General features: G+C 72.9%; 11 protein-coding genes and 1 pseudogene. 10 read left to right on the top strand and 2 right to left on the bottom strand.

All coding sequences use genetic code 11. From position 1 onward, the window contains the following. Positions 1–87: 87 nt before the first annotated feature. Positions 88–1,119 carry a serine hydrolase gene (locus tag DDJ31_RS07475; protein WP_127181079.1) on the bottom strand — a complete coding sequence of 344 codons (1,032 nt, stop codon included), beginning with the start codon at positions 1,117–1,119 and terminating at the stop codon, positions 88–90. A 150-nt stretch (positions 1,120–1,269) separates the two neighbouring features. On the opposite strand from DDJ31_RS07475, the gene DDJ31_RS07470 reads away from it, so the two are divergent. Further along, entirely contained in the window at positions 1,270–2,016 is a 747-nt protein-coding gene (locus DDJ31_RS07470) for an SseB family protein (protein ID WP_127181080.1), read from the top strand. Here DDJ31_RS07470 and DDJ31_RS07465 read toward each other — a convergent pair. Next, the gene (locus DDJ31_RS07465; RefSeq protein WP_127181081.1) at positions 2,007–2,408 is read right to left on the bottom strand and encodes a DUF1844 domain-containing protein; all 402 of its coding nucleotides are present in this window, start codon (positions 2,406–2,408) and stop codon (positions 2,007–2,009) included. The two genes, DDJ31_RS07470 and DDJ31_RS07465, sit on opposite strands and share 10 nt — an antisense overlap. Positions 2,409–2,752: 344 nt before the next feature. On the opposite strand from DDJ31_RS07465, the pseudogene infC reads away from it, so the two are divergent. The 9 genes and pseudogenes from infC to DDJ31_RS07420 all read left to right on the top strand — a co-directional run bounded on the left by infC (position 2,753) and on the right by DDJ31_RS07420 (position 12,986). Then, positions 2,753–3,461 (top strand): annotated as a pseudogene (gene infC, locus DDJ31_RS07460) (translation initiation factor IF-3). 109 nt (positions 3,462–3,570) lie between these two features. Continuing rightward, on the top strand, positions 3,571–3,765 hold the full coding sequence (rpmI, locus tag DDJ31_RS07455; RefSeq protein ID WP_003947156.1) for a 50S ribosomal protein L35: 195 nt from the start codon (positions 3,571–3,573) through the stop codon (positions 3,763–3,765). Between the two features lie 96 nt (positions 3,766–3,861). After that, on the top strand, positions 3,862–4,245 hold the full coding sequence (rplT, locus tag DDJ31_RS07450; protein WP_030381833.1) for a 50S ribosomal protein L20: 384 nt from the start codon (positions 3,862–3,864) through the stop codon (positions 4,243–4,245). 98 nt (positions 4,246–4,343) lie between these two features. Further along, positions 4,344–5,195: a TrmH family RNA methyltransferase gene (locus tag DDJ31_RS07445; protein WP_127181083.1), complete on the top strand. Its 852-nt coding sequence runs from the start codon at positions 4,344–4,346 to the stop codon at positions 5,193–5,195. Positions 5,196–5,252: 57 nt separating this feature from the next. Further along, positions 5,253–6,401, top strand: a complete 1,149-nt coding sequence (locus tag DDJ31_RS07440) for a sensor histidine kinase (RefSeq protein WP_127181084.1) — start codon at positions 5,253–5,255, stop codon at positions 6,399–6,401. Positions 6,402–6,538: 137 nt separating this feature from the next. Next, entirely contained in the window at positions 6,539–7,660 is a 1,122-nt protein-coding gene (gene pheS, locus DDJ31_RS07435; protein ID WP_127181085.1) for a phenylalanine--tRNA ligase subunit alpha, read from the top strand. Continuing rightward, entirely contained in the window at positions 7,660–10,167 is a 2,508-nt protein-coding gene (gene pheT, locus DDJ31_RS07430) for a phenylalanine--tRNA ligase subunit beta (RefSeq protein ID WP_127181086.1), read from the top strand. Before pheS ends, pheT begins: the two co-directional genes overlap by 1 nt. Before the next feature lie 139 nt (positions 10,168–10,306). Further along, the gene (locus tag DDJ31_RS07425) at positions 10,307–11,392 is read left to right on the top strand and encodes a PP2C family protein-serine/threonine phosphatase (protein ID WP_346656292.1); all 1,086 of its coding nucleotides are present in this window, start codon (positions 10,307–10,309) and stop codon (positions 11,390–11,392) included. 253 nt (positions 11,393–11,645) lie between these two features. Further along, positions 11,646–12,986 (top strand): transcriptional regulator, encoded by a 1,341-nt coding sequence (locus tag DDJ31_RS07420; protein ID WP_127181087.1) that lies wholly within the window; start codon positions 11,646–11,648, stop codon positions 12,984–12,986. The last annotated feature ends 46 nt before the right edge of the window (positions 12,987–13,032 follow it).

Raw genomic sequence — 13,032 nt, 5'->3', positions numbered from 1 at the left:
GCCGGCGGCGGACCCCTCCGGGTGCGTCGCGGGTCGGCGGCTGACCTCCTGCCCTTCCCCCGGGGCGCGTCGCGGGTCGGTCCGGTGTCAGTCCGACGAGGTCGAGGTCGAGGGTGCCTTCGCCGATGCCTTGGCTGTCGTGCCTGCCGTGGACGTCGTGGACGTCGTCTCCTCGGTCAGGGTCCGCACCGCGGCCTTCGCCGCCGACTCCACCAGCGTGACGCCCTCCGCCTGCGTGGTGCTGCCCCGCGACACCACCGCGACCAGGTACTGCCTGCCGCCCGCCGTCACCCGGCCGACGCTGTTGATGTCCCACAGCCCCGTGCCGCTCCGGGCCAGCCAGCCGTTCTTCAGGGCCCACGCGGAGCCGTCGGCCGCCGCCGACACCCCCCAGTGCTGATCGGCCGCTATCCGCCCCATCAGCCCCTGGAGATACGCCCGGGAGGCCGCGCTCAGCTTCGAGTCGTCCCCGAACACCTGGCCGAGCAGGGTGAGTTGGTCGGCCGCGGTGGTCTGGGTCAGGCCCCACAGGGCGCCGTCGCCGCCCGCCGTGTCCGTCAGCCCGAACCGCTTGTTCGCCGCGTCGAGACCGTCGGCCTCGCCGATCACGTCCCACAGCGCGGTCGCCGACGCGTTGTCGCTGTTCTCGATCATCGCGGTGGCGTACGTCTTCTCCGCCGCCGTCAGCTGCCGTCCCGCGTCCTGCGCCTGGAGCAGCAGCGCCGCCAGGATGTCGACCTTGACGATGCTCGCCGTGTCGAACGCGCCGTCCCCGTACCCGGCGCGGGCGCCGGAGGCGACGTCCAGGACCGCCACCGACACCTCGGCGTCCTCGGGCACCGCCACCGACGTCATGGCCTTCGCCAGCAGCGCGTCACGGTCCACCGTCGGCTGTGCCACCGGTTCCATCGACTCGTCCCCGTCCGCGGTCACCGCGCCGTCGGCCGACGGCGTCCCCGCCGACGATACGGGCGCCGCCCCGGAGTGCGCCTGCGCCTTCACGTACACGGTCCCCGCCGCCGTCCCGCCCACGATGGTCAGCGCCGCCAGCGCGGTGTACAGCAGCGGGCGGGCGCGCGAGGGGCGGGCGCGGTGTCGGCGGGCTCCGGGAGACTCCATGCCGCCGATCGTCGGCGCGGTGACTGTGCGGTTCGTTAGACGGAAGTGAAAAGTGCGTCAGGGATTCCTGAGAATCCGGTCAATACGGTGACAGCGGGGTTTCCGGACCCGCACAGGCCCGGCGGCATGCCCCCGATAGGCTCGGTGACCGTGGCGAACAAGAACATTCCCGACCCCGGCTTCTCCGACGACGACGGCTCGGCCGACCCCCGGCTGAGCGCCGCGCTCGCCGCCTGGTCCGCCGACCACGACGCCGTCGGACCCGTCCTCGAGGCGCTGGGGGGCGCCCGGCTGCTCGTGCCCGTGGTGGCGGTGCTCGGCGAGGTCGAGGAGGACGCGAACGGGCTGCGCCGCGAGAAGACCAGCGACATGGCCGTCCCCACCCTCAAGGCCGGCACCCGCACCGCGCTGCCCGCCTTCACCAGCACCGACGCGCTGGCCCGCTGGGACCCCGGGGCCAGGCCCGTCGCCGTCCCGCTGCACCAGGCGCTGCGGGCCGCCGCGCACGAGAAGGCCGACACCGTCGTCCTCGATCTGGCGGGTCCCGTGCCGTTCGAGCTGACCGGGCCCGTGCTGCTGGCCCTCGCCGAGGGGCGGGTCAGCACCGACCCGCTCGCCGACCCCGCCGTGCGGGAGGCGGTGCGGGCGGTCGTGGCCGCCGAGCCCGCCGTGCTCCGCGCCCACCTCGGACCCGGCCGGGCCGACGGCACCCTCGCCCTGGTCCTCTCCGAGCCCGAGGCCGCCAGGGCCGTCGCCGAGCGGCTCGCGGCCGACGACACACTGAGGGCCCGCCTGGTGCGCGGCCTCGACCTGGCACTGCTGCCGGCCGGGGCGACGCCTCCTGGCGAGCCCTTGTACGTGAAGGAGGATGGAGGAAAAGGGGCCGCTCAGCCGTAGACCGGGCCCGTGTACTTCTCGCCAGGGCCCTGGCCCGGCTCGTCCGGGACGAGCGACGCCTCGCGGAAGGCCAGCTGGAGCGACTTCAGACCGTCGCGCAGCGGGGCCGCGTGGAAGGAGCTGATCTCGGTGGTGCTGGCGTCCAGCAGCCCGGCCAGCGCGGTGACCAGCTTGCGGGCCTCGTCGAGGTCCTTGTAGGCGTCACCCTCCTCGGTCAGCCCGAGCTTCACGGCGGCCGCGCTCATCAGGTTGACGGCGACCGTGACGATCACCTCGACGGCGGGGACCTCGGCGATGTCGCGGGTCATCTCGTCGAAGTCGGGACCGTCGAGGTGATCGAGGGCGTCGGGGGCCGCGGGGGCCTCGGCGGACTCGGCAGGGGTGTCACTCATGTCCCACACGATAGGCCCCGTCCGCGGCCGGTTAGCACCACCCCCGGGTAGCTGCTAACCTTGTGTGACGACCGGCCGGACACGCCCAGCAACACGCGAGCCCGGCCAACAAGTGGAGGCTCCGATCTCCCACCTGACCGTCCCCAGGGACAGCAGGTCACCCGGTCAGGCGGCAGCCATCGTTCCGTACGGACGATGGAGTCGCCCGAAAGCGCGCCCCGCGGCATCGCGGCGGTGCTCCGGTTGTTTTGGAGCCCCGCAGGTGACCGTCCGGGGCATTTTTCGTTCCTCGGCGCGGTTAGGTCCAGCGAAAGAGAACATACGCGGCTGTCCGCCAGACCGCCGTGTGGTGCTAACCGAGGAGGATCCATCAGCGCCGAGCCCCGCATCAACGACCGGATTCGCGTTCCCGAGGTGCGACTTGTCGGTCCCAGTGGCGAGCAGGTGGGCATCGTCCCCCTGGCCAAGGCACTGGAGCTTGCGCAGGAGTACGACCTCGATCTCGTCGAGGTGGCGGCGAACGCCCGTCCGCCCGTGTGCAAGCTCATGGACTACGGGAAGTTCAAGTACGAGTCGGCCATGAAGGCCCGTGAGGCGCGCAAGAACCAGGCGCACACGGTCATCAAGGAGATGAAGCTCCGGCCGAAGATCGACCCGCACGACTATGACACCAAGAAGGGTCACGTCGTTCGGTTCCTCAAGCAGGGCGACAAGGTCAAGATCACGATCATGTTCCGTGGTCGCGAGCAGTCCCGGCCCGAGCTGGGCTACCGGCTGCTCCAGCGGCTCGCGGAGGACGTCCAGGACCTCGGGTTCATCGAGTCGAACCCGAAGCAGGACGGCCGAAACATGATCATGGTTCTCGGTCCGCACAAGAAGAAGACCGAAGCGATGGCCGAGGCCCGCCAGGCGCAGGAGGCCCGCAAGGCCGACGCGAAGGCCAACCCCGGTCGTTCGCAGAACGCCGCCGAGACCGACGCGTCCGACGAGGACGCCGACGTCGAGACCGGCGTCGAGGCCGAGGCGCCCGCCGAGGAGCCCGCCGAGGCGTGATCCCGGGACGCGAGTCCCAGGACCCAGTTTCCGACACAAGAGACGTTCCGTCGTGCCCGGTTCTCGTGACCGGGCACCGGAACGCCACCGACGAGGAGAGAACGGCGCTATGCCGAAGAACAAGTCGCACAGCGGTGCCAGCAAGCGCTTCAAGATCACCGGCTCCGGCAAGGTGCTGCGCGAGCGCGCCGGCAAGCGCCACCTGCTCGAGCACAAGTCGTCCCGTCTGACGCGTCGCCTCACCGGCAACGCCGAGATGGCCCCGGGCGACGCCAAGAAGATCAAGAAGCTTCTCGGCAAGTGACGTCGGGCGCGCGCCGCGCGCCTGATCCCCGACCGGGACCCAATCGTTTCCGGGTCGTGTGAGTCCCACCACGGCCCCGCTACAAGGAGTTAAAAAGTGGCACGCGTCAAGCGGGCAGTCAACGCCCACAAGAAGCGCCGGGCGATCCTCGAGCAGGCCTCCGGCTACCGCGGTCAGCGTTCGCGCCTGTACCGCAAGGCCAAGGAGCAGGTCACCCACTCGCTGGTCTACAACTACAACGACCGCAAGAAGCGCAAGGGTGACTTCCGCCAGCTGTGGATCCAGCGCATCAACGCCGCTGCCCGCGCGAACGGCATGACCTACAACCGCTTCATCCAGGGTCTGAAGGCCGCCAACGTCGAGGTCGACCGCAAGATCCTCGCCGAGCTCGCCGTCAACGACGCCAACGCGTTCGCCGCGCTGGTCGAGGTCGCGCAGAAGGCGCTGCCGTCGGACGTCAACGCGCCCAAGGCTGCGTGACGCCGCGCCGGCCCAGGGCCGGCGGACGTGACTGTACGGACCCGTGGACTTCGGCCCGCGGGTCCGTTCCTGTGTCTGACCCGAGGTGAAAGAGGACCATGCCCCCCGCCATGCCCGAGCTGCTCTCCGCCCGTTCCCCCCGCGTCGCGGCCGCCCGGCGCCTCGCCCGGCGGAACGTCCGCGGCAAGGAGCGGCTGTTCCTCGCCGAGGGGCCGCAGGCCGTGCGGGAAGCGGCGGCACACGGCGCGGGCACCCTGACCGAGCTGTTCGCCACCGTCGAGGCCGCCGAGCGGTACGCCGACCTGGTGGCCGAGGCACGGGACGCGGGCGCCCGGGTGCACCTCGCCGACGAGCAGGTCATCGCCGACATCTCCACCACCGTCACCCCGCAGGGCCTGGTCGGGGTCTGCCGGTTCGTCGACACCCCCTTCGAGGACATCCTCGCCGCCGCGCCCCGGCTGGTCGCCGTCCTCGCCCACGTCCGCGACCCCGGCAACGCCGGCACCGTGCTGCGCTGCGCCGACGCGGCGGGCGCCGACGCCGTCGTCCTCACCGACGCCTCCGTCGACCTGTACAACCCCAAGGCCGTCCGCGCCTCCGTCGGCTCCCTCTTCCACCTCCCGGTCGCCGTCGGCGTCCCCGTGGAGCGGGCCGTCGCCGGGCTGGGGGACGCCGGTGTGCGCATCCTCGCCGCCGACGGGGCCGGCACCGACGACCTCGACGACGAGCTGGACAAGGGCACCATGGGCGGCCCCACCGCCTGGGTCTTCGGCAACGAGGCCTGGGGGCTGCCGGAGGAGACCAGGGCGCTCGCGGACGCCGTCGTGCGCGTCCCGATCCACGGGAAGGCGGAAAGTCTGAACCTCGCCACCGCCGCGGCCGTATGTCTCTATGCCTCCGCCCGTGCACAGCGTGCCTCCGGAGGGTGCCGCTCCGTCACCGAGAGCTAGTAGGGTGACCAGCTCGGGGGGCGGCCCACTGCGTCGTCTGAAGGGTGGGGTACGGGGATGAGCGTCGGCACGGGCAGCGTACCGGGGGCACGCGGGGAGCGGCCCCTCCCGGCGGGCCCGGACATGACCGCGGCCACGACCCCGGACATCGACCCGGACGACCTGCCCGACGGCCTGGTGGTCGCCGACGAGCACGGCCGGGTGATCTGCTTCAACGCCGCCGCCGAACGCATCACCGCGCTGCGCGCCGAAGACGCCCTCGGCAGACGCCTGGAGAAGGCCCTGCCGTTAGAGGACCTGGAGGGCCGCCGCTGGTGGCAGCTGACCGACCCCTACGGCGGCCTCGCCACCCGGGTCAGGCAGCCCGAGCGCAACCTGCTGCTGCCCGGCGGACGCGAGGTCCTGGTCAGCGCCCGCTACCTGCGCGCCGAACCCACCGGAGCGGTCCGGCGGGTGGTGGTCTCGCTGCGCGACACCGAGGCCCGCCGCCGCACCGAGCGCAGCCACGCCGAGCTGATCGCCACCGTCGCCCACGAACTGCGCTCCCCGCTCACCTCCGTCAAGGGCTTCACCGCGACCCTCCTCGCCAAGTGGGAGCGGTTCACCGACGACCAGAAGCGGCTGATGCTGGAGACCGTCGACGCCGACGCCGACCGCGTCACCCGGCTCATCGCCGAGCTGCTCGACATCTCCCGCATCGACTCGGGGCGCCTGGAGGTGCGCCGTCAGCCCGTCGACATCGGGGCGGCCGTCGGCCGGCACATCCAGGCGTACGTCGCCGCGGGGCAGCCCGCCGACAAGTTCCTGCTCCGCCTCGAACTGCCGCTGCCCGCCCTGTGGGCCGACCCCGACAAGATCGACCAGGTGCTCAGCAACCTGCTGGAAAATGCCGTGCGCCACGGCGAGGGAACCGTCACCATCGATGTCACGCCCTCGGCGTCCCCGCGTGAGGGGGAGACCGACGCGCACGCGGCCACCTCGGTGACCGTCAGCGACGAAGGGGCCGGCATCCCGGAGGAGTCCATGAACCGCGTCTTCACCCGCTTCTGGCGGGGCAGCAAGCGCGGCGGCACCGGTCTCGGCCTGTACATCGTCAAGGGCATCGTCGAGGCCCACGGCGGCACCATCACCGTCGGCCGCGCCCCCGAGGGCGGCGCGCAGTTCCGATTTACGTTGCCCGCGAGCCTGCCGGCCTATCTGGTCTGAGCGGCCCGCGGGCGCGGACGCACCTCCCCACCCCGTTAGACTCGGCCTTTGGCACCTTTGCGTCCCCGTTCAGGGACGACGCGTCCCCCCGAGTCGCAGCGGGACCCTCAGCCAGCCAACCGGAAGCACGGGAAGAGATGTCGGCACCGAATAAGTCGTACGACCCTGTCGAGGTCGAGGCCTTGAAACCGCAAGAGATCGAGCGCATGCGGGACGAGGCGCTCGCCGCCTTCGCCGCCGCGCCCTCCCTCGACGCGCTCCAGGAGGCCAAGGTCGCCCACACCGGCGGCACCTCCCCGCTGGCCCTCGCCAACCGCGAGATCGGCGCGCTGCCCCCGCAGGCCAAGGCCGCAGCGGGCAAGCTCGTCGGGCAGGCCAGGGGCGCCGTCAACAAGGCGCTGGCCGGCCGGCAGGCCGAGCTGGAGGCGGAGCGCGACGCCCGGGTGCTGGTCGAGGAGGCGGTGGACGTCACCCTGCCCTACGACCGGGTCCCGGCCGGCGCCCGCCACCCGCTGACCACCCTGTCCGACCGGATCGAGGACGTCTTCGTCGCCATGGGCTACGAGGTCGCCGAGGGACCGCAGGTCGAGGCCGAGTGGTTCAACTTCGACGCCCTGAACATCGGCCCCGACCACCCCGCCCGCGGCGAGGCCGACACCTTCTTCGTCGAGGGCCCCGACGGCACCGCCGACTCGGGGGTCGTGCTGCGCACCCACACCTCGCCCGTGCAGATCCGCTCCCTGCTGGAGCGGGAGCTGCCGGTGTACGTGATCTGCCCGGGGCGCGTCTACCGCACCGACGAGCTGGACGCCACCCACACCCCGGTCTTCCACCAGGTCGAGCTGCTCGCCGTCGACGAGGGCCTGACCATGGCCGACCTCAAGGGCACCCTCGACCACATGGTCCAGTCGCTGTTCGGGGTGGGCATGAAGACGCGGCTGCGGCCCAACTTCTTCCCGTTCACCGAGCCGTCCGCCGAGATGGACATGGTGTGCTACGTCTGCCGCGGCGAGTCCGTCGGCAACCCCGACCGGCCCTGCCGCACCTGTTCGAGCGAGGGCTGGATCGAGCTGGGCGGCTGCGGCATGGTCAACCCCAAGGTGCTGGCCGCCTGCGGCGTCGACCCGGAGAAGTACAGCGGGTTCGCCTTCGGGTTCGGCATCGAGCGGATGCTGATGTTCCGCCACAACGTCGAAGACATGCGAGACATGGTCGAGGGTGACGTGCGCTTCACCCGGCCGTTCGGGATGGAGATCTGATGCGGATCCCGCTTTCTTGGCTGCGGGAGTACGTCGACCTGCCGGCGACGGAAACCGGCCGTGACGTACAGGCCAAGCTCGTGTCCGCGGGCCTGGAGGTCGAGACCGTCGAGCAGCTCGGCGACGGACTCAAGGGCCCCCTGGTCGTCGGCCAGGTGCTGACCATCGAGGAGCTGGAGGGCTTCAAGAAGCCCATCCGCTTCTGCACCGTGGACGTCGGCGCCGCCAACGGCACCGGCGAGCCGCAGGAGATCGTCTGCGGCGCCCGCAACTTCGCCGTCGGTGACAAGGTCGTCGTCGTGCTGCCGGGCGCCGTGCTGCCCGGCGACTTCGCGATCGCCGCCCGCAAGACCTACGGCAAGACCTCGCACGGCATGATCTGCTCGAGCGACGAGCTGGGCATGGGCGACGACGGCACCAAGGGCATCATCGTGCTGCCGCCGGAGACCGAGGTCGGCAAGGACGCCGTCGAGCTGCTCGAACTGGTCGACGAGGTCCTCGACATCGCCGTCACCGCCAACCGCGGCGACTGCCTCTCGCTGCGCGGGGTCGCCCGCGAGACCGCCATCGCCTACGGCCTGCCGCTGCGCGACCCGGCGCTCCTCGACGTCCCAGGCCCCAACGCCTACGGCTACCCCGTGCGGGTCTCCGACCCCGCCGGCTGCGACCGCTTCACCGCCCGCACGGTCACCGGGCTGAGCCCCGAGGCCCGCTCCCCGATCTGGCTCCAGCGCCGGCTCCAGAAGGTCGGCATGCGCCCGATCTCGCTCGCCGTCGACGTCACCAACTACGTGATGATGGAGCTGGGCCAGCCGCTGCACGCCTACGACCGCTCGCAGGTCCAGGGCACCGTCGGGGTGCGCCGCGCCCAGCAGGGCGAGAAGCTCACCACCCTCGACGGCGTCGAGCGCGTCCTGCACGCCGAGGACCTGGTGATCACCGACGACCGCGGCCCCATCGGGCTCGCCGGGGTGATGGGCGGCGCCGACACCGAGATCGCCGACGACGCCGGGCGGGCGACCGCCGACGTCGTCATCGAAGCCGCCCACTTCGACGCGGTCTCCGTCGCGCGCACCGCCCGCCGCCACAAGCTCTCCTCCGAGGCGTCCCGGCGCTTCGAGCGCGGCGTCGACCCGCAGGCCGCGGCCGCCGCCGCGCAGCGCACCGTCGACCTGCTGGTGCTGCTCGCCGGCGGCACCGCCGAGGCCGGCGTCACCGAGGTCGTCGCGCCGTCCGCGCCGCACACCATCACCGCGCCCGCCGACCACCCGGACAAGGTCGCGGGTGTCACCTACGGGCGCGAGACCGTCGTGCGCAGGCTCCAGCAGATCGGCTGCGACGTGTACGGGCAGGACGAGCTGATCGTCACCGTCCCGTCCTGGCGGCCCGACCTGGTGGCGGCCAACGACCTCGCCGAGGAGGTCATCCGGCTGGAGGGCTACGAGAACCTGCCCTCCACGCTGCCCCGCCCCCGCTCCGGCCACGGCCTGACCCCGCGCCAGCGGCTGCACCGGCGGGTCGGCCGGGCACTGGCGGGCGCCGGGTACGTCGAGGCGCTGAGCTACCCGTTCGTCGGCGAGCAGGTCTTCGACCAACTGCTCCTCGACGCCGACGACCCCGACCGCGAGGTCGTCAAGCTGGTCAACCCGCTCAACGACGAGGAGCCCGCGCTCCGCACGTCGCTGCTGCCCGGACTGCTCGGGGCGCTGCGCCGCAACGACGGCCGGGGCACCCACGACCTCGCGCTGTTCGAGACCGGCCTGGTCTTCCACCCGCGCGAGGACCGCTCGGTGGCCGCCGCGCCGCCCGTCGACCGGCGGCCCACCGCCGAGGAGATCGCCGCGCTCGACGCCACCCTCCCCGACCAGCCCCGGCACGTCGCCGTCGTCCTCGCGGGCGCCCGCGAGCAGGCCGGCTGGTGGGGCAAGGGCCGTCCCGCGGAGTGGGCCGACGCGGTCGAGGCCGCCCGCGCGGTCGCCCGCGAGGCCGGAGCCGAACTCGTCGTCAGGGGCGGCCAGTACGGGCCCTGGCACCCGGGGCGCACCGCCGAACTCGCGGTCGTCGTCGACGGCACCGAGCGGGTCGTCGGGCACGCGGGCGAACTGCACCCGCGGGTGCTGAAGTCGCTCGGGCTGCCGGACCGCACCAGCGCGATGGAGCTGGACCTCGACGCCCTCCAGGCGGCCGGGAACGACACCCCGCAGGCGCCGCGGATCTCCACGTTCCCGATGGCCACGCAGGATGTGGCGCTGGTCGTGGACGTGGCCGTGCCGCACGCCGAGGTGGAGGCCGCGCTGCGCGAGGGCGCGGGTGAACTCCTGGAGTCCATCCGGCTGTTCGACGTGTACGACAACGGCGCGCAGCTCGGCGAGGGCAAGAAGTCGCTGGCGTACGCGCTGCGGTTCAGGGCCGGTGACCGGACCCTCACCGTGGACGAGGCGTCCGCCGCCCGCGACGCGGCCGTGGCCCTCGCGGGGGAGCGGGCGGGAGCGGTGCTGCGGGGGTAGCCCCGACCCCTCCCGATCTCACTCGATGGGGTGACTTCCCGGGATGATCTGGTTCTTCCGGGTCATGGCGTGGACACAATCGGACCGGCCTTTCGGGGCCGGTCCGATCGTGTTGTCAGGGCCTGACACGGGGGTTCATGTGGTCCGCATCAAGGCCGGGATACGCCGGGCGCGGTCGCTCGGGCTGCCCACCATGTGGGGCGCCATGGCCATCACCTACAAGCTGGCCTGCCCGCTCTCCCAGCAGAACGGCCTGGGCGCGCGCATCGTCACCAGCGCCGTCTTCTTCGCCGTCGGCACCGGTCTCGTCGTGCACGTCCGGCGGGCGCTGCTGCGGGAGTTGCGGGATGTGCGCCGGGTCGCGGGGGTCGCGCAGAGCGCGCTGCTGCGCCCGCTGCCCGCCCGGCTCGACGGGTTGAACGTCGCCGCCGCCCAGCTCTCCGCTGAGCCGGGCGCGGCCATCGGCGGTGACCTGTACGACGTCGTGGGCACCGAGTACGGCGTCCGGGTCGTCATGGGGGACGTGCGCGGGCACGGGCTCGGCGGTCTCGACACGGTCGCCGCCGTCCTCGGCAGTTTCCGCGAGGCCGCCCACGACGAACCCGAACTCGCCGCCGTGATGCGCCGGTTGGAGCGGGCCCTGGCCCGGCGGCTGCGGGAGCGGGCCCGCGCCGAGCGGCCGGCCCCGGCGGCCGGCACGGCGGTGGAGGGCCCCGGCGCCCCCGACACCCCCGTCACTCCCGATGTCCCCGTCACCGAGGAGTTCGTCACCCTGCTGCTCCTGGAGATCCGTCAGGACGGCGCGGTGCGCCTGCTCAACTGCGGTCATCCGTCGCCGTATCTGCTCAGCGGCGAGAGCGTCACGGCTCTCGCCCGCGCGGATCCGCTGCCGCCGCTCGGCCTCTTCCCGCTCCCCGCCGACCTCGTCGTCGAGGGCTGCGGGCGGCTGCTGCCGGGCGAGACGCTGTTCCTGCACACCGACGGCGCCGAGGACGCCCGCGACACCCACGGGCGGTTCTTCCCGCTGCCCGAGGTGCTGGCCGGTGCGATCGAGGAACAGCCGCAGGCCCTCCTCGGGGCGGTCTTCACCGCGCTGCTGCGGCACACCGGGGGTTCGCCCGCCGACGACGTGGCGCTGCTGGTGCTGCGCAACGACCGGCAGCGGCCGCTCTCATCCGCGGCCAGGCCCGGCAGTCAGCGCCCGCAGCCCGCGTCCGGGAAGTAGCGGTGCCGCCGGCGGGCCGTCCGTCCGGCCTCGGAGTGCCGGGCAGGCGACCGGACGGACGGCGCGCGATCGGGCCGCCGCGCTGTTCGAGGGGGAGCAGGCGGCCCGGCCGGCCTCTTGCGAGGAAGCCAAGTCAACCGGCGGGGAACTCTCCGCGACAGCGCGCACACCCTGCGGATGCGGGCACTCCGTTCACACCCCGTGTGAACCCGTTCGCACTACGCTGACCGCATCGATGCACCGGGGGGCACCCATGCAGCCCAATTCTCTTCTCGACGCGATCCTCGACGAGGCGGGCGTCTCGCACGCGGGACTCGCCGCCCATGTGAACCAGGCGGGCCGCGCGCGCGGGCTCGCCCTCCGCTACGAACACACCGCCGTCGCACGCTGGTTGAAGGGCCAACGGCCCCGGGGCCAGGTGCCCGACCTGATCTGCGAGGTGCTCGCCGTCCGGCTGCAACGGCCGGTCACCCTGGACGACATCGGCCTCGGCGTGCCCGGTGAGCCGTCCGCCCCGCACGGCACCTCGCTCTCCGGCTTCGTCGAACGGGCCACCGCGCTGTGGCGCTCCGACGAGCAGCAGCGCCCGCACGTCCTGGGCGCACCGGCCGTCACCGGCACGCCCGCGGTGATGCCGGTGTGGGAGTGGGAGAACCCGCCCGAGGACGTGGACGTCTCACGCGGCGGCCGGCACCGGGTCACCGTCGCCGACCTGGAGATGCTGCGCGCGGCCCGCGCGCACTACGAGCAGATGTACCGCAAGGCCGGCGGCATCGCGACCCGCACCCGGATCGTCGGCTTCCTCAACGCCGAGGCGGCGCCGCTGCTGCGGGGCCGCTACGCCGACGCCCCCGGACGCCAACTCCACCGCGCCACCGGCGGGTTGGTCGCCGTCGCCGGGATCTGCGCCTACGACTCGGACGCCCACGGGCTGGCCCAGCGCTACTTCCACCAGGCGCTGCGGCTCGCGAAGGCCAGCGGGGACAGGGGACTTGGCGCCTATGTGATAGCGCTGCTCGTCAACCAGTCGCTGTTCATGCGGGAGTACCGGCAGTCCGTCGCGTTCGCGGAGGCCGCGCTGCGGGCCGCGGGCAAGCACATCACCCCGGCGCTCGCCTCCGACCTGTACGCGATGCAGGCGAAGGCGTACGCGCATCTGGGCGACGGCACCAGCGCCCTGTCCTGCATCAGGCGCGCGGAGGTCGCCGCCGAGCGCATCAGGCGCGGGTACGAGCCCGACGAGACCGGTTATGTGCAGCCGGGTCTGGTCAACGTCCAGGTGGCGGAGGCCCTGTTGAGCCTGGGGGAGCTGGCGGCGGCCGGGGAGCACGCGGCGGCCGCCGTGGACACTCCGGCGCACGACCGGGGCCGGGTGCACCGGCTGGCGATGCTCAGCACCATCGAGCTGCGCCAGGGCCATGCCGACAAGGCGGTGGCGACGGCGGTGCGGATGGCCGAGCAGGCCAGGGGGATGGAGTCGCAGCGGCTGCGCGACCGGCTGCGGGCGGTGCGCGAGCATCTGGTGCGCAGTGGTGGCACGGGCTCCGCCGAGGCCGCCGAGCTGATCGACGGGGCGTTGCGCGTGCCGCTGTAGCGGGCGCGGCCGAGGGGTCGGCTGCGCCCGCCGCTGCGCCGGGCGC

The sequence above is a fragment of the Streptomyces griseoviridis genome (assembly GCF_005222485.1).
GTDB classification, from domain to species: domain Bacteria; phylum Actinomycetota; class Actinomycetes; order Streptomycetales; family Streptomycetaceae; genus Streptomyces; species Streptomyces hintoniae.
Note: the sequence above shows the minus strand (reverse complement) of the source record. Positions and strands in the feature narration are given on the sequence as shown.

Coding starts and splice junctions, on each gene's coding strand:
- pheT (WP_127181086.1), top strand. CDS start 7,660: ATGCGGATCCCGCTTTCTTGGCTGCGGGAGTACGTCGACCTGCCGGCG.
- DDJ31_RS07475 (WP_127181079.1), bottom strand. CDS start 1,119: ATGGAGTCTCCCGGAGCCCGCCGACACCGCGCCCGCCCCTCGCGCGCC.
- pheS (WP_127181085.1), top strand. CDS start 6,539: ATGTCGGCACCGAATAAGTCGTACGACCCTGTCGAGGTCGAGGCCTTG.
- DDJ31_RS07465 (WP_127181081.1), bottom strand. CDS start 2,408: ATGAGTGACACCCCTGCCGAGTCCGCCGAGGCCCCCGCGGCCCCCGAC.
- DDJ31_RS07440 (WP_127181084.1), top strand. CDS start 5,253: ATGAGCGTCGGCACGGGCAGCGTACCGGGGGCACGCGGGGAGCGGCCC.
- rpmI (WP_003947156.1), top strand. CDS start 3,571: ATGCCGAAGAACAAGTCGCACAGCGGTGCCAGCAAGCGCTTCAAGATC.
- DDJ31_RS07445 (WP_127181083.1), top strand. CDS start 4,344: ATGCCCCCCGCCATGCCCGAGCTGCTCTCCGCCCGTTCCCCCCGCGTC.
- DDJ31_RS07420 (WP_127181087.1), top strand. CDS start 11,646: ATGCAGCCCAATTCTCTTCTCGACGCGATCCTCGACGAGGCGGGCGTC.